This window comes from Streptomyces sp. NPDC047130 (genome assembly GCF_040643475.1).
Taxonomy (GTDB): domain Bacteria; phylum Actinomycetota; class Actinomycetes; order Streptomycetales; family Streptomycetaceae; genus Streptomyces.
In genome coordinates, this window is sequence record NZ_JBEYUK010000002.1 from 148,485 (window position 1) to 169,140 (window position 20,656).

General features: G+C 71.0%; 16 protein-coding genes. 4 read left to right on the forward strand and 12 right to left on the reverse strand.

The window, feature by feature from the left end; translation table 11 throughout:
- Positions 1-12 precede the first annotated feature (12 nt).
- From ABZ836_RS03220 to ABZ836_RS03235, 4 genes are all read right to left on the reverse strand, one after another.
- Positions 13-1,656 (reverse strand): cytochrome bc complex cytochrome b subunit, encoded by a 1,644-nt coding sequence (locus ABZ836_RS03220; RefSeq protein WP_356138484.1) that lies wholly within the window; start codon positions 1,654-1,656, stop codon positions 13-15.
- Positions 1,653-2,723, reverse strand: a complete 1,071-nt coding sequence (locus tag ABZ836_RS03225) for a Rieske 2Fe-2S domain-containing protein (RefSeq protein ID WP_356138485.1) — start codon at positions 2,721-2,723, stop codon at positions 1,653-1,655. The genes ABZ836_RS03220 and ABZ836_RS03225 overlap by 4 nt, the downstream gene beginning before the upstream one ends.
- On the reverse strand, positions 2,720-3,529 hold the full coding sequence (locus ABZ836_RS03230; protein WP_356138487.1) for a c-type cytochrome: 810 nt from the start codon (positions 3,527-3,529) through the stop codon (positions 2,720-2,722). The genes ABZ836_RS03225 and ABZ836_RS03230 overlap by 4 nt, the downstream gene beginning before the upstream one ends.
- A gap of 72 nt (positions 3,530-3,601) precedes the next feature.
- Positions 3,602-4,222 (reverse strand): heme-copper oxidase subunit III, encoded by a 621-nt coding sequence (locus ABZ836_RS03235; protein WP_356138489.1) that lies wholly within the window; start codon positions 4,220-4,222, stop codon positions 3,602-3,604.
- A gap of 245 nt (positions 4,223-4,467) precedes the next feature.
- Here ABZ836_RS03235 and ABZ836_RS03240 point away from each other — a divergent pair, with 245 nt between their 5' ends.
- Entirely contained in the window at positions 4,468-4,869 is a 402-nt protein-coding gene (locus ABZ836_RS03240; RefSeq protein WP_361138756.1) for a hypothetical protein, read from the forward strand.
- Between the two features lie 135 nt (positions 4,870-5,004).
- On the opposite strand, the gene ABZ836_RS03245 is transcribed toward ABZ836_RS03240, so the two are convergent.
- The 4 genes from ABZ836_RS03245 to coxB form a co-directional block, all read right to left on the reverse strand.
- Positions 5,005-6,276 (reverse strand): Ig-like domain-containing protein, encoded by a 1,272-nt coding sequence (locus ABZ836_RS03245; RefSeq protein ID WP_361138759.1) that lies wholly within the window; start codon positions 6,274-6,276, stop codon positions 5,005-5,007.
- A 203-nt stretch (positions 6,277-6,479) separates the two neighbouring features.
- Complete coding sequence (locus ABZ836_RS03250) at positions 6,480-6,878, reverse strand: cytochrome c oxidase subunit 4 (RefSeq protein ID WP_356138495.1); 399 nt, start codon at positions 6,876-6,878, stop codon at positions 6,480-6,482.
- Complete coding sequence (gene ctaD / locus ABZ836_RS03255) at positions 6,875-8,608, reverse strand: cytochrome c oxidase subunit I (RefSeq protein ID WP_356138497.1); 1,734 nt, start codon at positions 8,606-8,608, stop codon at positions 6,875-6,877. Before ctaD ends, ABZ836_RS03250 begins: the two co-directional genes overlap by 4 nt.
- Entirely contained in the window at positions 8,605-9,564 is a 960-nt protein-coding gene (gene coxB, locus ABZ836_RS03260; RefSeq protein ID WP_361138764.1) for a cytochrome c oxidase subunit II, read from the reverse strand. The genes ctaD and coxB overlap by 4 nt, the downstream gene beginning before the upstream one ends.
- Before the next feature lie 324 nt (positions 9,565-9,888).
- On the opposite strand from coxB, the gene ABZ836_RS03265 reads away from it, so the two are divergent.
- Positions 9,889-11,283 carry an aminotransferase class V-fold PLP-dependent enzyme gene (locus ABZ836_RS03265; RefSeq protein WP_361138767.1) on the forward strand — a complete coding sequence of 465 codons (1,395 nt, stop codon included), beginning with the start codon at positions 9,889-9,891 and terminating at the stop codon, positions 11,281-11,283.
- A gap of 96 nt (positions 11,284-11,379) precedes the next feature.
- Here ABZ836_RS03265 and nadA read toward each other — a convergent pair whose 3' ends face one another.
- Positions 11,380-12,564 carry a quinolinate synthase NadA gene (nadA, locus tag ABZ836_RS03270; RefSeq protein WP_356138501.1) on the reverse strand — a complete coding sequence of 395 codons (1,185 nt, stop codon included), beginning with the start codon at positions 12,562-12,564 and terminating at the stop codon, positions 11,380-11,382.
- Between the two features lie 309 nt (positions 12,565-12,873).
- Between nadA and ABZ836_RS03275 the strand changes: the two genes are divergently transcribed.
- Entirely contained in the window at positions 12,874-13,230 is a 357-nt protein-coding gene (locus ABZ836_RS03275; RefSeq protein WP_356138503.1) for an iron-sulfur cluster assembly accessory protein, read from the forward strand.
- Positions 13,231-13,317: 87 nt separating this feature from the next.
- Here the strand turns inward: ABZ836_RS03275 and ABZ836_RS03280 are convergent, their stop codons facing one another.
- Positions 13,318-14,787 (reverse strand): hypothetical protein, encoded by a 1,470-nt coding sequence (locus ABZ836_RS03280; protein ID WP_361138770.1) that lies wholly within the window; start codon positions 14,785-14,787, stop codon positions 13,318-13,320.
- 174 nt (positions 14,788-14,961) lie between these two features.
- On the opposite strand from ABZ836_RS03280, the gene ABZ836_RS03285 reads away from it, so the two are divergent.
- A complete protein-coding gene (locus ABZ836_RS03285) occupies positions 14,962-15,936 on the forward strand; it encodes a carbohydrate kinase family protein (protein WP_356138506.1) in 975 nt (324 codons plus the stop codon).
- Between the two features lie 81 nt (positions 15,937-16,017).
- Here the strand turns inward: ABZ836_RS03285 and ABZ836_RS03290 are convergent, their stop codons facing one another.
- Both ABZ836_RS03290 and cobT read right to left on the reverse strand, forming a co-directional pair.
- Positions 16,018-19,155: an efflux RND transporter permease subunit gene (locus ABZ836_RS03290; RefSeq protein ID WP_356138508.1), complete on the reverse strand. Its 3,138-nt coding sequence runs from the start codon at positions 19,153-19,155 to the stop codon at positions 16,018-16,020.
- 192 nt (positions 19,156-19,347) lie between these two features.
- The gene (gene cobT, locus ABZ836_RS03295) at positions 19,348-20,550 is read right to left on the reverse strand and encodes a nicotinate-nucleotide--dimethylbenzimidazole phosphoribosyltransferase (RefSeq protein WP_361138775.1); all 1,203 of its coding nucleotides are present in this window, start codon (positions 20,548-20,550) and stop codon (positions 19,348-19,350) included.
- Positions 20,551-20,656 lie beyond the last annotated feature (106 nt).

The window sequence follows — 20,656 nt, forward strand, 5'->3', positions numbered from 1 at the left end:
GCGCCGGGGCACTCAGTGGTGGCCGTGGCCGGCCTCGATCTCCTTGAACTCCTCCAGCGTGGGCTTCTCGATCTGGTTGCCCTCGCCGTAGTACGCCTGGCTCAGCTTGGCGCGGAGCTTCTCCGAGCCCTTCACCTTGCGCTCGACACCGTTCTCGTCGACCGTCGGGCCGATCTCGGCCGGCTTGTACTGCTCGTGCGCGGTGAGGGTGTGCAGCTGCTCCTGGGAGAGCGGCTCGTGGACCTCGATGAACTCGCCGTGCGGCAGGCGCTTGATGATGCCGGTCTCGCGACCGTGCAGCACCTTCTCCTTGTCACGGCGCTGCAGGCCGAGGCAGATGCGCTTGGTGGCGATGAACACCAGCACCGGCACCGCGAACATGCCGATCCGGACGAACCAGGTGATCGCGTTGATCGACAGGTTGAAGTGGGTGGCCCACAGGTCGTTGCCACCGCCGACCAGCAGCACGAAGTACAGCGCGATCCAGGCCGCGCCGAACGCGGTACGGGTCGGGGCGTTGCGCGGGCGGTCCAGGATGTGGTGCTCGCGCTTGTCGCCGGTGACCCAGGACTCGATGAACGGGTAGACCGCGATCGCGACCAGGACCAGGCCGAAGACCATCAGCGGGATGAAGACGCCCAGGACCAGGGTGTGGCCCCAGAGGTTGATCTCCCAGCCCGGCATGATGCGGATCAGGCCCTCGGAGAAGCCCATGTACCAGTCGGGCTGCGCGTTGGTGGACACCAGGTCCGGACGGTACGGGCCGATGTTCCAGATCGGGTTGATCGTGGCGATCGCCGAGATCGCCGCGATGACGCCGAACACCAGGAAGAAGAACCCGCCGGCCTTCGCCATGTACACCGGCAGCAGCGGCATGCCGACCACGTTGTTGTTGGTGCGGCCGGGACCCGCGAACTGCGTGTGCTTGTGGTAGAAGACCAGGATCAGGTGCGCCACCACGAGGCCGAGCATGATGCCCGGCAGCAGCAGGATGTGGATCGAGTAGAACCTGGCGATGATGTCCGTGCCGGGGAACTCCCCGCCGAACAGGAACATCGACACGTAGGTGCCGACCACCGGGATCGACAGGATCGCACCCTGCATGAAGCGGATACCGGTGCCCGAGAGCAGGTCGTCCGGGAGCGAGTAGCCGGTGAAACCGGTGAACATGCCCAGGACGAACAGCAGGAAGCCGAACAGCCAGTTGATCTCACGCGGCTTGCGGAACGCGCCGGTGAAGAACACGCGCATCATGTGGACGAACATGCCGGCCAGGAAGACCAGCGCCGCCCAGTGGTGGATCTGCCGGATGAGCAGACCGCCACGGACCTCGAACGAGATGTTCACGGTCGACTCGAACGCCTGGGACATCAGCTGTCCCTGCAGCGGCACGTACGAGCCGTGGTACTCCACCTCCGCCATCGACGGGTGGAAGAACAGCGTCAGGTAGACGCCCGTGAGGATGATGATGATGAAGCTGTAGAGGCAGATCTCACCCAGCATGAACGACCAGTGGTCGGGGAAGATCTTGCGCATGTTGGCCTTGGCCAGGGAGTAGATCCCCAGGCGGCCGTCGGCCCAGTCGGCCACGCGCTCGCCGGCCGGGGCCTTCCCGCGCGAGCGGGAGGGCTCGTTGGCAGTTGTGGTGCTACTCATGATTCTCCGCGCTCCCAGAAGGCCGGACCGACGGGCTCCGCGAAGTCGTCGAGGGCCTCGAGGTAACCCTCGTCGTTCACGCCGATGCGGAGCTGGGGCAGGGCGTGACCGGCGGGACCGAAGATGACTCGGGCGCCGTCGGCGAGGTCGAAGGTGGACTGGTGGCAGGGGCACAGCACGTGGTGCGTCTGCTGCTCGTACAGGGAGATCGGGCAGCCGACGTGGGTGCAGATCTTGGAGTACGCCACGATGCCCTCGTGCGACCACTCCAGCTCGCGCTTGTCCTTGATGTCCTCCGGCTCGAGCCGGACGAGCATCAGGGCCGCCTTGGCGATCTCCTTCTGGAAGTCGTGGTCGTGCTCGTGCAGACCCTCCGGCATGGCGAAGGTCAGCGACCCCACGGCGATGTCCGACGGACGCAGCGGCTCGTGGGTGTTCATGTTCACGAGCAGCTTGCCCTTGGACCACAGGGTGTGCCGCAGCTTGGTGCCGGGCAGCGGGCCCAGGTCACGCAGCAGGACGACGCCGGAGAGCGGGACCAGGGTCAGCGCGCCCAGCAGCGTGTTGCGCATGAGCTTGCGCCGGCCGAAGCCGATGCCGGACTCGGTGACGCCTTCCTTGAAGTCGGCGAACACCTTCTCGCGGGTCTCCGGGGAGGCCTCGATCGGGTGACGCTCGTCGGCGACCTCCACGTCGGACATCAGGGTGCGGGCCCAGTGGACCGCGCCCGCGCCGATGGCGAACAGCGCCACGCCCAGGGTCAGGCCCAGGGAGAAGTTCAGGGCGCTGATGTGACCGATGGGGAAGACGTAGATGACCTTGTCGACCGGCAGCGCCACGAAGGCGGCGATGAAGCCGACGGTCGCCAGCATCGACAGGGTGAAGAGGCCCGCGACGATGCGCTCGGAGCGCTTCGCGGCCTTCTCGTCGATGTCCTGGATGCGGTGCTCGTGGGGCGGGAGCCCCGGGTCGGCGAACGGGTTGTCCTTGTCCGCCACCCCCAGCGCACCGTGTGCGTGGGCCTGCTTCTGCGGCAGGTTGTCTTCGGAAATGTCGTGGCTACTCATGACTTCTTGGCCTTTGCGGTCCGAGCGGCGACCCAGACGGCGACGGCGACGAGGGCGCCCAGACCGAACACCCAGCCGAAGAGACCCTCGGCCACGGGGCCGAAGCCGCCGATCTTCAGACCGCCGGGCGTCACGGACTCTTCGCCGTTGACCGTGTTGAGGTACGCGATGATGTCTCGCTTCTCCTGCTCCGGCAAGATCGTGTCCGGGAAGGAGGGCATGTTCTGCGGACCGGTCAGCATCGCCTGGTAGATGTGCTTGGGGTCCACGTCGGAGAGGTCCGGCGCGTACTTGCCGTGGGTCAGGGCGCCGCCCTCACCGGTGAAGTTGTGGCACTGGGCGCAGTTGGTGCGGTACAGCTGACCGCCGTTGCCGATGTCCGCGCCCGCGGGGTCGTACTGCTCGGTGGTCGGAACCGCCGGGCCGGCGCCCAGGGACGCGACGTACGCCGCGAGCTGGTCGATCTCGGCCTGCGTGTAGATGACCTTCTTCTTGGGGACCTGCTGGCTCGGCTGCTGGGCGGGCATACGGCCGGTGCCGACCTGGAAGTCGACAGCGGCCGCGCCGACGCCGACCAGCGTAGGACCGTCGGAGGTGCCCTGACCGCCGGTGCCGTGGCAGCTGGCGCAGCCCACGGTGTAGAGCTTCTTGCCCTCGTCGATGGCGAGGGACTGGGCTGTTTCTTCGGCCTTCGCCTCGCCCGCGGGCGCGAACGCGGCGTACAGCCCCCCAGTGGCCGCCAGCGCGAGGATGAGGACGACGATCGCCGCCAGCGGATGGCGTCGTCGTGCGGAGAGCTTTTTCACGGATTACCCCGGTGTCAGGATCTTCTGCGTCGATGCTTCTGGAATGGGAGCGGCCGCGGTGCGGCCGTCCGACTACTTGATCATGTAGATCGTGGCGAAGAGGCCGATCCAGACGACATCGACGAAGTGCCAGTAGTAGGACACGACGATCGCGGCCGTCGCCTGCTCATGGGTGAACCGCCGGGCCGCGTAGGTACGGCCCAGGACGAACAGGAAGGCGATGAGGCCGCCTGCCACGTGAAGTCCGTGGAAGCCGGTGGTCAGGTAGAACACGGAGCCGTAGGGGTCGGACGAGAGCGTCAGGCCCTCGTGCGCCACCAGGGCCGCGTACTCGTACACCTGACCGCCGACGAAGATCGCACCCATGATGAAGGTGACGATGAACCACATCCGGAGCTTCTTCACGTCACCGCGCTCGGCGGCGAAGACGCCGAGCTGGCAGGTGAGGGAGGAGAGCACCAGGATCGTGGTGTTGGCCGCCGAGAACGGGAAGTTCAGCGTGTCGGCCATTTCCGTCCAGTGATCGGTACCCGTAACCGATCGCAGGGTGAAGTACATCGCGAAGAGGGCCGCGAAGAACATCAGCTCGGAACTCAGCCAGATGATGGTTCCGACGCTGGTGAGGTTCGGTCGGTTGACCGACGGGTGCGCGTGCCCGGTTTCTACTGTCGTTGCTGTCGCCACGACCGACATTATGTCGGTCGCTTATCCCGCCCTCACTCCCGGGGGTGCCGTTCGGAGTGTCTGGGCCCCACGACTGGGCCGTACGGCCCGGCCGCGGGGGGCCGACCGGCCCCTCGAACCGGTGGCGAACACGTGTGCCGGGCGGTGTCGGCGGGGTGTCGCGAGGAGTAGCATCCGCGGCATCGGTACCCGTAGTTCAGGTGGTTCCCCCGTTCCACAGTTCCCCATCCCGGTTCTATCTTGCGGAGGCACGGATGCAGGCGACCGCGACGGTGCTGCTCTACAGCGACGACGCCAACACCCGGGAGCAGGTCCGGCTCGCCGTCGGCCGCCGGCCGGCCGCGGACGTGCCGCCCGTGGAGTTCGTCGAGTGCGCCACCCCCGAGGCGGTGGTCCGTGAGCTCGACAAGGGCGGGATCGACGTCTGCGTCCTGGACGGCGAGGCCGTTCCCATGGGCGGCATGGGCGTCTGCCGCCAGATCAAGGACGAGATCTTCCGCTGCCCGCCGGTGCTGCTGCTGATGGCCCGCCCGCAGGACGCCTGGCTGGCCACCTGGTGCCGGGCGGACGCGGCGGTGACCATGCCGGTGGACCCGGTGGAGTGCGCCGAGGCCCTGGCCGGGCTGCTGCGCCGCCGGGCGGCCCTGGCGGGCTGAGCGGGCGCCCCCCCGGCGCTCCGGGGGACGACGTGCGGACGACGTGCGGGGGTGGCGGGGCCCGAGCGGGCCCCGCCACCCCTTTCCGCTCCGTGCCGGCGCCGTGCGCCGTGTGCCGTCCGCCGTGCGCCGCCGTCAGAGCGACTGCGGGGACAGGCGTGCCCGGTCGGCGGGCCCGGGCGCCCCGGCGGCCTCGCCGCTGAGCGCGGAGCCGGCCTGCCACTTCTCCCAGTCCAGGTTCCAGTCGCCGAAGCCGTTGCCGAACGGCTCCATCATGTCGCCGGCGGAGTTGACCACCTCGACGACGTCACCCTCCCGGACGTTCTCGAAGAACCACTCGGCGTTCTCCGTGCTCATGCCGGTGCAGCCGTGGCTGACGTTGGCGACGCCCTGCGAGCCCACCGACCAGGGGGCGGCGTGCACGTACTCGCCGCTCCAGGTCACCCGGGTGGCGAAGTGCACCGGCAGGTCGTACGACTCCGCGCTGCCCTCGGCGATGCCGATGCTGGTGCCGCGCATGCGTACGAAGCGCTCCTTGGCGAGCACCACCTTGACGCCGTTGCGGGTGTCGAAGCCGGGCTTGCCGGTGGTCACCGGGAACGACTTGATCTCCTCGCCGTTCTTGTAGACGGTCATCCGGTGGGAGCCCGCGTCGGTGAGGGCCACCACCTTGTCGCCGATGGTGAGTTCGAGCGGTGTGCTGCGCCCGCCCCACATCCGGTCGCCGACCTTTATCCCCTCGAGGTTGCTGCGGACCCGGACGGTGGCCTGGGCGGGCCAGAAGTCCTTGGGCCGGAAGTGCAGCTCCTTGTCGTCCACCCAGTGCCAGGAGCCCGCCACGGCCGGCGTGGACTCCACCCGCAGGGCGCGCTCCACCACGGCCCGCTGGGCGGGGCTCTTCACGGGGGCGCTCAGCTCCGCGGTGACGGGCTGCCCGACGCCGTAGGTGCCGGTCTTCGGGCCGAACGCGACGTCCAGGACCTGCTTCGCGGTCGGCTTCCCGGTGGCGAAGTTCAGGACCTTGCGCCCGGCCGCGCCGTCCTCGTCGACGGTGCTGACCCGGACCGTGTAGCGGGCGTTCCCGGCCAGCGGGGTGGTGCTGTGCCAGCGGCGGCCGTCGGCGGAGAGTTCCCCGGCCAGGTAGCGGCCCGCGGAGTCGACGGCGGTGACGTCCGTCATCCGGCCCTGGAAGGAGGCGGCGGTGACCTCGAGGGGTTTGTCCGGGTCCGCCTTCCGTCCGTTGCCTATGGGCCCCTTGAGGGTGATGCCGTTGGCAGCCTGGTAGGCCTCCGGGGCGGCGAGGGGCTGTTCGGAGGAGCCGCAGGCGGCGGTGGTGGCCGCGAGGGCGGTGGCCAGCAGGACGCCGGCGGCGGTGCGGGGGCGGGTGCGCGCGGTCGTGTGGCTCATGGCACCACGCTAGGGAGCGCCCGGGAACCGGGCAGCGCGTGATGGGCCGTCCGGGTGACGGACCGGTCGCGGTCCGTGTCCGCGGACCGCCCGCGTGCCCTCCCGTGGCCCGGGGAGGACGAACGCCGGCGCCCCGGGCCTCCCTGAGGAGACCCGGGGCGCCGGGGTGGTGCTGGCCGGTGACGCCTCCGCGGAGGCGGGCGTCACTGGGTCCGGTTCTCACCGCGGTAGTACTCGAAGACCCACCCGAAGAGACCGATCAGGATGAACGGGGCCGAGAAGAACATCAGCCACCACCCGATCGCGACCGAGGCGAAGGCGAAGGCGCCGCCCAGGCCCAGCAGCAGCGGCTGCCAGCTGTGCGGGGAGAAGAAGCCCAGCTCGCCCGCGTCGTCCGCGACGTCGGCGTCCTTGTTGTCCTGCGCGCCCGCGTCGACCCGCCGGGCCGTGAAGGCCAGGTAGTAGCCGACCATGATGCACAGACCGAAGGCCAGGAAGAGCGCCGTGGTACCGGCCGGCTCCTTCGACCACAGACCGTAGACGATCGCCACGGCCAGGATGAAGACGCTCAGCCAGATGAACATCTTGCCCTGGATCTTCACTTGCCGGCCTCCTTTCCACCAGCGAGGGCAGCCCCCTCGACGTCGCGGTTCTCGAGCTCGTCGAGGGCCGCCAGGTCGGGGTGGTGCAGGTCGAACGCCGGGGATTCACTGCGGATCCGCGGCAGGGTGAGGAAGTTGTGCCGCGGCGGCGGGCAGGAGGTCGCCCACTCCAGCGAACGGCCGTAGCCCCACGGGTCGTCCACGCCGACCGGCTTGCCGTACTTGGCGGTCTTCCAGACGTTGTAGATGAACGGCAGGAAGGAGAGGCCGAGGACGAACGAGCCGATGGTGGACACCGTGTTGAGGGCGGTGAAGCCGTCGGCGGCCAGGTAGTCGGCGTAGCGGCGGGGCATGCCCTCGGCGCCCAGCCAGTGCTGCACCAGGAAGGTGCCGTGGAAGCCGACGAACAGCGTCCAGAAGGTGATCTTGCCGAGACGCTCGTCGAGCATCTTGCCGGTGAACTTCGGCCACCAGAAGTGGAAGCCGGCGAACATCGCGAACACCACGGTGCCGAACACCACGTAGTGGAAGTGCGCCACCACGAAGTAGGAGTCGGAGATGTGGAAGTCCAGCGGCGGCGAGGCCAGGATCACGCCGGTGAGACCACCGAAGAGGAAGGTGACCAGGAAGCCGACCGACCAGAGCATCGGCGTCTCGAAGGACAGCGAGCCCTTCCACATGGTGCCGATCCAGTTGAAGAACTTCACACCGGTCGGTACCGCGATCAGGAAGGTCATGAAGGAGAAGAACGGCAGCAGCACACCGCCGGTGACGTACATGTGGTGCGCCCACACCGTCACCGAGAGACCGGCGATCGCGATGGTCGCGCCGACCAGGCCCATGTAGCCGAAGATCGGCTTGCGGGAGAAGACCGGGATGACCTCGGAGACGATGCCGAAGAACGGCAGCGCGATGATGTACACCTCGGGGTGGCCGAAGAACCAGAAGAGGTGCTGCCACAGCAGGGCGCCACCGTTGGAGGCGTCGAAGATGTGGGTGCCGAACTTGCGGTCGGCCTCCAGCGCGAAGAGCGCGGCGGCGAGGACCGGGAAGGCGAGCAGGACCAGGACACCGGTCAGCAGCACGTTCCACGTGAAGATCGGCATCCGGAACATGGTCATGCCCGGCGCGCGCATGCAGATGATCGTGGTGATGAAGTTGACCGAGCCGAGGATCGTGCCGAAGCCCGAGAGGGCCAGACCCATGATCCAGAGGTCACCGCCGAGACCCGGCGAGTGGACGGCGTCGGACAGCGGGCTGTAGGCGAACCAGCCGAAGTCGGCGGCGCCCTGCGGCGTGAGGAAGCCGCCCACCGCGATCGTCGAGCCGAACAGGTAGAGCCAGTAGGCGAACATGTTCAGCCGCGGGAACGCCACGTCGGGCGCGCCGATCTGCAGCGGCATGATCCAGTTCGCGAAACCGGCGAACAGCGGCGTCGCGAACATCAGCAGCATGATCGTGCCGTGCATCGTGAACGCCTGGTTGAACTGCTCGTTCGAGATCAGCTGCGTGCCCGGACGGGCCAGCTCGGCGCGCATGAGCAGCGCCATCACGCCGCCGACGCAGAAGAAGATGAACGAGGTGACCAGGTAGAGCGTGCCGATGGTCTTGTGGTCGGTGGTGGTGAGCCACTTGACCACCAGGTTGCCCGGCGTCTTGGTGCGAACCGGGTGCTCGTCCTGGTAGTACGAGCCCGGAGCGGCACCCTGGGGTTGGTTGAGGATGCTCACAGGACGTTCGTCTCCCGGTTCTTCTCGTGGCTCGTCTGACCGATGCCGGCGGGAACGAAACCGGTCTGCCCCTTCTCGGCGAGTTCTTTGAGGTGCTGCTCGTAGCGCTCGGGAGAGACGACCTTCACGTTGAACAGCATGCGGGAGTGGTCGACGCCGCAGAGCTCGGCGCACTTGCCCTTGAAGGTGCCCTCCTTGGAGGGGGTCACCTCGAAGACGTTGGTGTGACCGGGGATCACGTCCTGCTTCATCAGGAACGGGACCGTCCAGAAGGAGTGGATCACGTCACGCGAGGTGAGCACGAAGCGGACCTTCTGGCCCTTGGGCAGCCAGAGCGTCGGACCGGGGTCGCCGTTCTGCGGGTTCCGCGTGGCGGGGATGCCGAAGTCGTGGACACCGCCGGCGTTCTCCGGGAACGCCTTGCGGAACTTGTCCGGAATGGCGTCCAGGGCCTTGTCGGTCTTCGCGTCGCCGGACACGCCGTCGACGTTCTCGATGTAGTTGAAGCCCCAGCTCCACTGGTAGCCGACGACGTTGACCGTCACGTCGGGCTTGTCCACGGTCTCGAGGAGCTTGGCCTCGTCGCGGGCGGTGAAGTAGAAGAACACCGAGACGATGATCAGCGGGACGATCGTGTACAGCGCCTCGAGCGGCATGTTGTAGCGGGTCTGCGGAGGCACTTCCACCTTGGTCCGGCTGCGCCGGTGGTAGAAGGAACTCCACAGGATCAGTCCCCACACGAGCACGCCGGTGGCCAGCGCGGCTGCCCAGGTGCCCTGCCACAGGAAGAGGATCCGCGGAGCCTCTTCCGTGGTCGGGGTGGGCATGCCGAGGCGAGGGAAGTCCTCGTATGTGCAACCAGTCGCGGTCGCCAGGACCAGGCCCGCAGTCAGTGCCTGCAGCAGCTTCCGCCGCATCGGGCGCCGCGGCGAGCGGTCGGAGCCGTTGGGACTCACGTAGCGCCTTCCCGAGAGTCTCGCCCGCGCTGGTTGGCTGCGGCCTTAACGCTGGTCGGTCGCCGTCCTGCGTCGGGCAGGGGTTTGGATGTTTATGCGGACCAAACCCTACTGGACGCTTTTTGGGGTCGCGCGAGGAGGGTCCCCCAACGCGCCGCCCGACACCCCGAAGGGGTGGCCGCACGGACGGGCGTCGTCCGTTTGCGCTCCCGACGGCGCGTCGTTTTCACCCGATTGACGGTCTCTCGTCCCCCGCGGCCGTGTCCCGCGGGCGCGGGGCCCGCCGCTCCGAAGTAGGGCCGAACGGCCCGGTAGCGTACGGGCGTGCCGTACTTCGACGCCGCCTCCGCGGTCCCCCTCCATCCCGTCGCCCGCCAGGCCCTCCAGGCGTCCCTCGACGAGGGGTGGGCCGACCCGGCGCGCCTCCACCGGGAGGGCCGCCGGGCCCGGTTGCTGCTGGACGCCGCGCGCGAGGCCGCCGCGGAGGCGGTGGGCTGCCGCCCGGACGAGCTGACCTTCACCACCTCCGGAACCCGTGCCGTGCACACCGGCGTGGCGGGCGCGCTCACCGGCCGCCGCCGGGCCGGACACCACCTGATCGTGTCAGCGGTCGAACACTCCTGCGTGCTGCACGCCGCGGAGGCGCACGAGGCGGCCGGCGGCACGGTGACCCGGGTCGGCGTGGACCGCGGCGGCGCGGTGGACGCGGCGGAGTTCGCCGGCTCGCTGCGGGCGGACACCGCGCTGGCCTGCCTGCAGTCCGCCAACCACGAGGTGGGCACGGTGCAGCCGGTGGCCGAGGTCGCCGAGGCGTGCCGGTCGGCCGGGGTGCCGCTGCTGGTGGACGCGGCGCAGTCGCTGGCCTGGGGCCCGGTGGAGGGCGCCTGGTCGCTGCTGGCGGCGAGCGCCCACAAGTGGGGCGGGCCGGCCGGGGTGGGCCTGCTCGCGGTCCGCAAGGGGGTGCGGTTCTCGGCGCCCGGGCCGGCGGACGACCGGGAGTCGGGGCGGGCGCCGGGGTTCGAGAACATCCCCGCGGTGGTGGCGGCCGCCGCGTCGCTGCGGGCGGTGCGGGCCGAGGCCGCGACGGAGGCGGCGCGGCTGCGGGAGCTCACCGGGCGGATCCGGGCGCGGGTCCCGGAGCTGCTGACCGACGTGGAGGTGGTGGGCGATCCGGAGCGGCGGCTGCCGGGGATCGTCACCTTCTCCTGTCTCTACGTCGACGGGGAGGCGCTGCTGCACGAGCTGGACCGGGCGGGGTTCTCCGTCTCCTCCGGCTCCTCCTGCTCCAGCAGCACGCTGGTGCCGAGCCATGTGCTGCGGGCGATGGGGGTGCTGAGCGAGGGCAACGTCCGGGTGTCGCTGCCGCCGGGGACGCGGGACGAGGACGTGGAGGCGTTCCTCGGCGCGCTGCCGGGGGTGGTGTCCTCGGTGCGGGCCCAGCTGGGGGCGCCCTCGGCGCGGGAGGAGGGCGGCGGGGCCGTGCCGTCGGGGGACGAGCGGGTGGTGGACACGCTGGGGCGGCGGTGCCCGATCCCGGTGATCGAGCTGGCGAAGGTCATCGGGGACGTGCCGGTGGGGGGTGTGGTGCGGGTGCTCTCCGACGACGAGGCGGCGCGGTTGGACATCCCGGTGTGGTGCGAGATGCGGGGGCAGCGGTACCTGGGCGAGACCCCCGCCCCGGAGGGCGGGGTCGCCTACCTGGTCCGCCGCGAGCGGTAGCCGCCCCGGCGCCCCGCCGTGGGTGCCCCGCCCGCGCGGCGGGGCACCCACGGGTGTACGGCCACGCAGCTCGCCCCCGCGCCGGCGGGGGTACCGCTACGGGAGGGACAGCATGCGGTCGAGGGCCAGCTTCGCGTAGGTCTCGGTCTCCCGGTCGACCTGGATCCGGTTCACCAGCTTCCCCTCCGCGAGGGACTCCAGCGCCCACACCAGGTGCGGCAGGTCGATCCGGTTCATCGTCGAGCAGAAGCACACCGTGCGGTCGAGGAAGACGACCTCCTTGCCCTCGGGGGCGAAACGGTTCGCCAGCCGCCGGACCAGGTTGAGCTCCGTGCCGATGGCCCACTTGGACCCGGCCGGCGCCGCCTCCAGCGCCTTGATGATGTACTCCGTCGACCCGACGTGATCGGCGGCGGCCACCACCTCGTGGCGGCACTCCGGGTGCACCAGCACGTTGACGCCCGGGATCCGCTCCCGCACGTCGTTCACCGAGTCCAGGCTGAACCGCCCGTGCACCGAGCAGTGACCGCGCCACAGGATCATCTTCGCCGCCCGCAGCTCCTCGGCGGTGAGCCCGCCGTTCGGCTTGTGCGGGTTGTAGACGACGCAGTCCTCGAGCGACATCCCCATGTCCCGCACCGCGGTGTTGCGGCCCAGGTGCTGGTCGGGCAGGAAGAGGACCTTCTCGCCCTGCTCGAACGCCCACTCCAGCGCCCGCCTGGCGTTGGACGAGGTGCAGATCAGGCCGCCGTGCCTGCCGGTGAAGGCCTTGATGTCGGCGGAGGAGTTCATGTACGAGACGGGGACGACCTGCTCGGCCACGCCCGCCTCGGTCAGCACGTCCCAGCACTCGGCGACCTGCTCGGCCGTCGCCATGTCGGCCATGGAGCAGCCGGCGGCGAGGTCGGGCAGCACGACCTTCTGGTCGTCGGAGGTCAGGATGTCGGCCGACTCGGCCATGAAGTGGACGCCGCAGAAGACGATGTACTCCGCCTCCGGACGCGCCGCGGCGTCGCGGGCGAGCTTGAAGGAGTCACCGGTGACGTCCGCGAACTGGATGACCTCGTCGCGCTGGTAGTGGTGGCCGAGCACGAAGACCTTGTCCCCGAGCTTCTCCTTGGCCGCGCGGGCGCGCTCCACCAGGTCCGGGTCGGACGGCGACGGAAGGTCGCCGGGGCACTCGACGCCCCGCTCGCTCCGCGGGTCGGCCTCGCGGCCGAGGAGGAGCAGCGCGAGCGGCGTCGGCGTTACGTCGAGCTCCTGGGGCTGGGCGGTGGTCACCACACGCACCCTTTCTGTTCTGCGGTCTCCCGGAGCGGGAGGCGGTCTTTCCCTTTTCGTCGAAATGACGCTATCTATCATAACCTCTGCCGCCCGGTTTGAGGACGGCCGATAGCGTCGATGTGACGTGAATCCCGGTCGGCCCCCGGGCCGGGCGGACGCTGTCCTGGGTCCCGGGCGTGTGCGAGCATGAGGAGGGACGAGCGACGCCCCAGGCTCTCGGCTTCGCCCGGGCGGGGCGGAATGAATCCGCGGCCGGGCGGGTTGAATCGTCGGCAAGCAGTCTCCGTACAACCCGGGAGAGATCAGATGTCCGTATCGGACGAGAAGACCACCGTCACCGACGGCATCATCCTGAGCGACGCCGCCGCGGCCAAGGTCAAGGCCCTGCTCGACCAGGAAGGGCGTGACGACCTGGCGCTGCGCGTCGCCGTTCAGCCCGGCGGCTGCTCGGGTCTGCGCTACCAGCTGTTCTTCGACGAGCGCTCGCTCGACGGCGATGTCGTCAAGGACTTCGACGGCGTCAAGGTCGTCACCGACCGCATGAGCGCCCCGTACCTGGGCGGCGCCTCCATCGACTTCGTCGACACCATCGAGAAGCAGGGCTTCACGATCGACAACCCGAACGCCACGGGCTCCTGCGCCTGCGGCGACTCGTTCAACTGAGCTTGATGCGAGCCGGACTTCCCGGCACCACCGAGGGCGGCGCCCCCCGTGAGGGGGGCGCCGCCCTCGGGCGTTGCGGGCGCGGGATCACCGTGTCGAGGGGCGCGGCTCCTTCTCGCGGGGCACGGTGCGCCCGTCCTGGTCGACCACCGCGCGGTCGCCGAGCGGCTCGGCGAGCTCCACGGTGCGGTGGTGGATCTTGGCGATCATGACGCAGACCCGGTCGTCCCACTTCTTCTCGACGACGGTGACCCGGACGCGGTCGCCCCGCTCCTCGGCCCGCACCGTGAAGTCGGAGCAGACGCCCGCCTCGAAGGCGACGGTGAGGCGGCCGTCCTCGGCCCGGTGGCCGGTGACCCGCGCCCGGTCGGTGCCGGTCCCGTCGTCCGGGCCGGTCGGGCGGGGGCTCGGCCGCTCGGTGGGCGTGCCGCCCGGCGTGGTGAGGTAGGCCGGTTCGACCGCGGGGTGGGACAGGGTCAGCAGGTCGCCCGCCTCCAGGACGCGCACCCGGAACAGCCAGGAGGGCACCAGTGTCCGGCGGCCGTCCACGAAGTGCGCGGCGAGCCCGAACTCGGCGCTCTCCACGGAGGCGGTGCGCCGCTTGACCTGGTCCTCGGGGGTGCAGGGGCCGGCGGGGGGCACCTCGGCGGAGGGCCGTCCCTCTCCCCCGCCGTCGCTGTGGGGCACCGCGCTGGCGCAGCCGGCTCCGGGCGCGCCCCCGACGGCGGCGCTCAGCCGGTTGACGTCCTCGAGCGCCGCGCCGGCGCCGACCACGGGGTAGGTGTCGCCGCGGACCGGTGCGGCGAGCTGTCCGGCGCCGGAGGTCACCGAGGCGTCGGGTCCCACCCTGAGGGAGGTGGTCCACCCGTGCGTGGGCAGACCGCCGACCAGCGGCTCGACGTTGACGGTCCGTTCGGCTCCCAGGGTGCCGCTCGCGTCCACCCGGCCGTCGTCCTGCCCGGCGGCCTTCAGCACCGGGGCGGCGGCGGACCTGGCCCGCTCCTCGGACACGGGGGTCTTCCCGCCGGGCACCGGACGGGTGAAGGTCCAGGAGCCGGGCGCCCTGCGGTCGACGACCAGCCCGTCGCCGGCCTTCCACGCGGCGCCCTCGGCCCGGGGGGTGCTCTCCAGTCCGAGCGCCCCGGCCAGCGCGGCCACCCGGTCACGGGGGACCTCGCCGCCGGGCCGGTAGACGGGGGCGGTGTCGGGGCCCGGGGGAAGCGAGCCGTCGGGGGCGACGATGTGCAGCCCCTGCGGCACCGCGCCGTACCCGTCCAGCGGCAACGGCTCCGGCCCGGACGCGTCCGAGGGCGAGGCGGCCGCCGGCCCGCCGGCCGAGGTGGTGACGTACGTGCCCACGCCCCCGACCACCAGCACCGCCGCCGTCACCGCTGCCACCGCCAGCCGCCCCCGCGGGACGGCCGGCCGCCCGGCCCCGGGCCCGTCGCCGTGGGCGCCACCGCTCCCGGCGCCTTCCGCCGCCCCGGGGGCCACGGGCGTCGCGGGGCTCTCCCCCGGGTCCTGTTCCGCACCGGGACGTCGCGCGTCGTCGTTCACCACTGTGCTCCTCCACCTCAACAGCCGTCCGAGGCCGCACCCCTCATCAGGAGTCGCCGATGGGACGTACGCGGGGCGCACCCGGTTCCCCGTGATGGGCCACTCGCGCCCCTCGCGCCGCCCGCGCCGCCTACCATCGGTAGGTCACCAAGCCGTCAGCCAGGAGAATCCGCCGTGCGCATCGCAGTCACCGGCTCCATCGCCACCGACCACCTCATGACCTTCCCGGGCAGGTTCGCCGACCAGCTCGTCGCGGACCAGCTGCACACGGTCTCGCTCTCCTTCCTGGTCGACCAGCTCGACGTCCGCCGCGGCGGTGTCGGGGCCAACATCGCCTTCGGCATGGGCCAGCTGGGCACCGACCCGATCCTGGTCGGCGCGGCGGGCTCCGACTTCGACGAGTACCGCGCCTGGCTCGACCGGCACGGCGTGGACACCGCCTCCGTGCGCATCTCCGAGACGCTGCACACCGCCCGGTTCGTGTGCACCACCGACGCCGACCACAACCAGATCGGTTCCTTCTACACGGGCGCGATGAGCGAGGCCCGGCTGATCGAGCTGAAGACCGTCGCCGACCGGGTGGGCGGGCTGGACCTGGTGCTCATCGGCGCCGACGACCCCGAGGCGATGCTCCGCCACACCGAGGAGTGCCGCACCCGCGGCATCCCGTTCGCCGCGGACTTCTCGCAGCAGATCGCGCGGATGGACGGCCAGGAGATCCGCATCCTCCTCGACGGGGCGACGTACCTCTTCTCCAACGAGTACGAGAAGGGCCTCATCGAGTCGAAGACCGGCTGGTCCGACGAGGAGATCCTCGGCAAGGTCGGCCACCGGGTGACCACCCTCGGCTCGCGCGGCGTGCGCGTCGAGCGGCGCGGCGAGCCCTCGATCGAGGTCCGCGTGCCGAAGGAGAACCGCAAGGCGGACCCGACCGGTGTGGGCGACGCCTTCCGGGCCGGCTTCCTGTCCGGTCTGGCCTGGGGCGTCCCGCTGGAGCGGGCCGCGCAGGTCGGCTGCATGCTGGCGACCCTGGTGATCGAGACGGTGGGCACCCAGGAGTACCAGCTGCACCGGGCCCACTTCATGGAGCGTTTCGCCGAGGCCTACGGCGAGGAGGCCGCGGCCGAGGTCCGCAAGAACCTCGCCTGACGGACGCCGGAGAACCGGTACAGGGGGAAGGCCCCCGGCGCCTCGTCGGCGCCGGGGGCCTTCCCGTGCAGCGGTGTCGCGTCAGGCCCGGACGGGCTCGGGCTCCGCGCTGGGGGTGGGGGTGTCGTCCCCGTCCCCGTCGCCGGGGGTCCCGGTCCCCCGCTTCGCCGCGCGCTTGGCCGCGCGCCGCTCCTTGCGGAGCTCCAGCATCGCGTACAGCGTCGGCACCAGCAGCAGCGTGAGCAGCGTCGAGGTGATCAGGCCGCCGATCACCACCACCGCCAGCGGCTGGGCGATGAAGCCGCCGTGGCCGGTGATCCCGAGCGCCATCGGCACCAGGGCGAAGATGGTCGCCAGCGCGGTCATCAGGATGGGCCGCAGACGGTGCCGGCCTCCCTCGATCACCGCGTCGACGATGCCGTAGCCCTGCGCCCGGTACTGGTTGATCAGGTCGATCAGCACGATCGCGTTGGTGACCACGATGCCGATCAGCATCAGCATGCCGATCATCGCCGGGACGCCCATCGGGATGCCGGTGGCGATCAGCAGGCCGAGCGCGCCGGTGGCGGCGAACGGGATGGACACCAGCAGGATCAGCGGCTGGGCGAGCGACCGGAAGGTGCCGACCAGCAGCATGAACACGATCGCGACGGCGGCCAGCATGGCCAGGAAGAGGTTGGTGAACGCCTCGTCCTGCTGCTCGGTGACACCGGCGATCTCGGCGGTGGCGCCCTTGGGCAGTTCCAGCTTGTCGAGCGCCGTCATCAGCTCCGCGCTGACCGCGCCGGTGTTGTCGGCGGTGGGACGGGCGGTGACGTTGACCGCGCGCTGACCGTCGATCCGGGTCAGCGAGACCGGACCGTCCACCAGCTTCACGTCGGCGACCTGGGAGAGCTTCACCTGGCCGAGGCGCAGGTTCTTCAGCTCCCGCACGGTGTCGGCGGGCTTGGCCGAGGTGATCACGATGTCGCGCTCGGCGTCGTCCAGCGTCGCCTTGCCTGCGGTGGTGCCGCGGACCGCCTGGGCGACGACGGCGCCGAGGGCCTGGTCGTTGAGGCCGGCCGCGGCCGCCTTCTCGTTGGCCCGGACCTGGATCCGGGGCACGGACTGGGCGAGGTCGCTGGTGACGTCGGTGACGTCGTCCAGGCCCTCGACCGTCTCGGTGACCTTCTCGGTCGCCTCGGCGAGCACGTCGCGGTCGGCGGCCTTGACGACCACCGCGAGGTCCGTGCCGCCGAAGCCGCCGGCCGCGGCGATCTTGGTGTCGCCGACGCCGTCCAGGCCGGCGAGACCGTCCTCGATGTCCTTCTGGACGGCGTCGTAGGAGGCACCGTCCTCGATCATGACCTGGAAGGACGCCTGGTTGGTGCCGGTGCCGCCGCCGAAGGCGGCCATCCAGCCCGAGCTGCCGACGGAGACCTGCTGGTCCTTGACGCCGTCGATGCCGGAGATCATCTTCTCGACCTTGGCGGCGGCCTCGTCCGTGGCGGACAGGCTGGTGCCGGGCTCCAGCTCCTGGGAGACCGAGATGACGTCCTGGTCGCCCTGGTCCAGGAAGTTGGTCTTGAGCAGCGGCGTCATGCCGAGCGTGCCGACCAGCACCAGCACGGCGATCAGCACGCTGGTGAGGCGACGGCGGGTGGCGAAGCGCAGCACCGGCACGTACAGGCGCTGCAGACGGCTCCTGCGCTCGGCCTCCTCGGCCTTGCGCCGGGCCTCCTCGGCGTCCTCGGGGGTGTGCTTCGGAGCGCGCAGGAACCAGTAGGAGAGGACCGGGACGACCGTCAGCGACACCAGCAGGGAGGCCAGCATGGCGATGGTGACGGTGAGGCTGAAGTCGCTGAACAGCTCGCCCACCATGCCGCCGACCAGGCCGATCGGCAGGAAGACCGCGACCGTGGTGAGGGTGGAGGAGGTGATGGCGCCGGAGACCTCGCGGACGGCCTTGAGGATGGCCTCCTTGCGCTCGGTGCCGTAGCCCAGGTGGCGCTTGATGTTCTCCAGCACCACGATCGAGTCGTCGACGACCCGGCCGATGGCGATGGTCAGGCCGCCCAGGGTGAGCATGTTGAGCGAGGTGTCGCGGGTCCACAGCACGATCAGGGTGAGGACCACCGAGAGCGGGATGGACACCGCGGTGACCAGCGTGGAGCGGATGGAGGTCAGGAAGACCAGGATCACCACGACGGCGAAGACGAGACCCAGCGCGCCCTCGGTGGTGAGGCCGGAGATGGCGTCGGCGACGGCCGGGCCCTGGTCGGTGACCACGGTGACCGCGGCGCCCGAGCCGATGGCGGCGCGCAGGTCGGGCAGCTTCTCCTGGACGGCGTCCGAGATGGCGACGGCGCTGCCGTCACGGTCCATGGTGACCATCACGGCCAGGCTGGGCTCGCCGTTGGTGCGGGTCAGCGAGGTGGCCGCGGCGGGCTTCTGCTCGACCTCGGCGACCGAGGAGAGCTTGACCGGGCGGCCGCCGTCCTCGCCGACCAGGGTGAGGTTCTCGATCTGCCGCAGCGAGGTGAAGCCGCCGCCGACCTGGACGGTGCGGTTGGCGCCGTCCTCGGCGAAGGAGCCGGCCGGGACGCTCGCGCCGCCGGCCTGGAGGGCCTGGACGAGCGATTCGGTGGTCAGGCCCGCGCGCAGCAGCTTGGCGTCGTCGGGGGTGACGGTGACCTGGAGTTCGCGCACACCGGTGACGGTGGCCTGGCCGACGCCGTCGATCTTCTCCAGCTCGGGGACGACCGAGGTGTCCAGCCGGTCGGCGAGCGCCTGCTGGTCCATGTCGGCGGTGACCGAGAGGACCACGGCGGGGATGTCGTCGGAGGAACCGGCGATCACCTGCGGGTCGACGCCCTCGGGCAGCATGTTCCCGGCGCGGTTGATGGCCTGCTGGACGTCGGCGACCAACTGCTTGGTGTCCGGTCCGTAGTCGAAGGAGGCCATGATCACGGCGCTGCCCTCGCTCGCCGTGGAGGTCAGGCTCTCGACCCCGTCGACGGCCTTGATGCCGTTCTCCAGGGGCTCGACGACCTGCTTCTCCACCACGTCCGGGGAAGCGCCCTGGTACGGCGCGATCACCGAGACCATGGGCAGTTCGATGGAGGGAAGCAGCTGCTGCTTGAGCTGCGGGATCGCGATGACGCCGAAGATCAGCGCGATGAGCGACATCAGACCTATCAGGGCCCGCTGCGCGAGGCTGAATCGGGACAGCCAGGACATAAGGGTCAGGGTCTCTCTACGAGGTGAGGGCACGGTGCGTGGAAGGCGCCGGGTGGGGCGGGACCGCCGCCTACATCCTGACCCATGCGGCGTGCCGACCCGGTAGCCCCCTGGTCCTATTTGAGGAGCGTCACATCCTCCTCCGGTCGGAGAAACCGATCGGAGGAGGGTGCGACAAAAGGACCACGCCCGTTACGCGAGGGGCTTCTCCGCGCCGGGCCGCCCGAGCGCCCCGGGCTCCCCGAGCGCCCCGGGCTCTCCGAACTCCCCGGGTGCCCCGGCGGCCTTCTCCGCGGCCTCGTCCCCGGACTCCCCGGCGGCCTCCGTCGCGGCGTCCTCCGGACTCTCCTCCGGGGTCTCCGGGAGTTCGGCGGCGAGCGCGGCGGCGGCCCGCACCATGGGCAGCGCCAGCAGGGCGCCCAGGCCCTCGCCGACGGCCACGCCGTGGTCCAGCAGCGGCTCCAGCGCCATCCGGTCCAGCGCCTTGCCCTGCGCGGGCTCACCGCTGCGGTGGCCGGCCAGCCACCAGTCGGGGGCCCGGAAGGCGACCCGCTGGGCCACCAGCGCGGCGGCGGCGGACACCACGCCGTCCAGGACGACCGGGGTGCGGCGGACCGCGCACTGGAGCAGGAACCCGGTCATGGCGGCCAGGTCCGCGCCGCCCACCGCGGCCAGCAGCTTGAGCTGGTCGCCGAGGACCGGGCGGGCGCGGCGCAGCGCGTCGCGGACGGCGGCGCACTTGCGCATCCACGCCAGGTCGTCGATGCCGGCGCCGCCGCGGCCGGTCACCACCGAGGCGTCGGTGCCGCAGAGGGCGGCGATCAGCACGGCGGCCGGGGTGGTGCCTCCGACGCTGACGTCCCCGAGGACGACCAGGTCGGCGCCGGCGTCGGCCTCCTCGTCGGCGACCGCGACGCCCGCGCGGAACGCGGCCTCCGCCTCCTCGGCGGTGAGCGCGTCCTCGACGTCGATCCGTCCGCTGCCCCGGCGCACCCGGTGGCCGGCCACCTCGGCGGGCAGCTCCTCGGGATCGCAGTCCAGGGCCATGTCCACGATCCGCACCGGGACGCCCTGCCGGCGGGCGACGACGGCGACCGGGCTGACGCCCTCCAGCACGTCCCGCACCAGCCGTGCGGCGGTGCCGGCCGGGCGCCCGGACACGTCGAGCGAGGCCACGCCGTGGTCGGCGGCGAACAGCACGGCCTTGGGCCGCTCGACGGGGCGCACCGGCACGGCGTGCTGGGCGGCCGCGAGCCACTCCCCCAGTTCGTCCAGACGTCCCAGCGACCCGGCCGGTACGGCCAGCCGCTCCCGGCGCGCCTCCGCGTCACGGCGCACGCTGCCGTGGGGACGCTGGATCCGGTCCGTGAAGTCGTCGAGATGTAGCGAGCTCATTGGCGGAACAGTACCGGCCCGTCGGTGCCGCGTCGTTGCGTCCTGCGACGGGACGCCCTACGTTCCGGTTTGCCCGCTTTCGTTCCCGGGGATCTCCCCTGTTGTT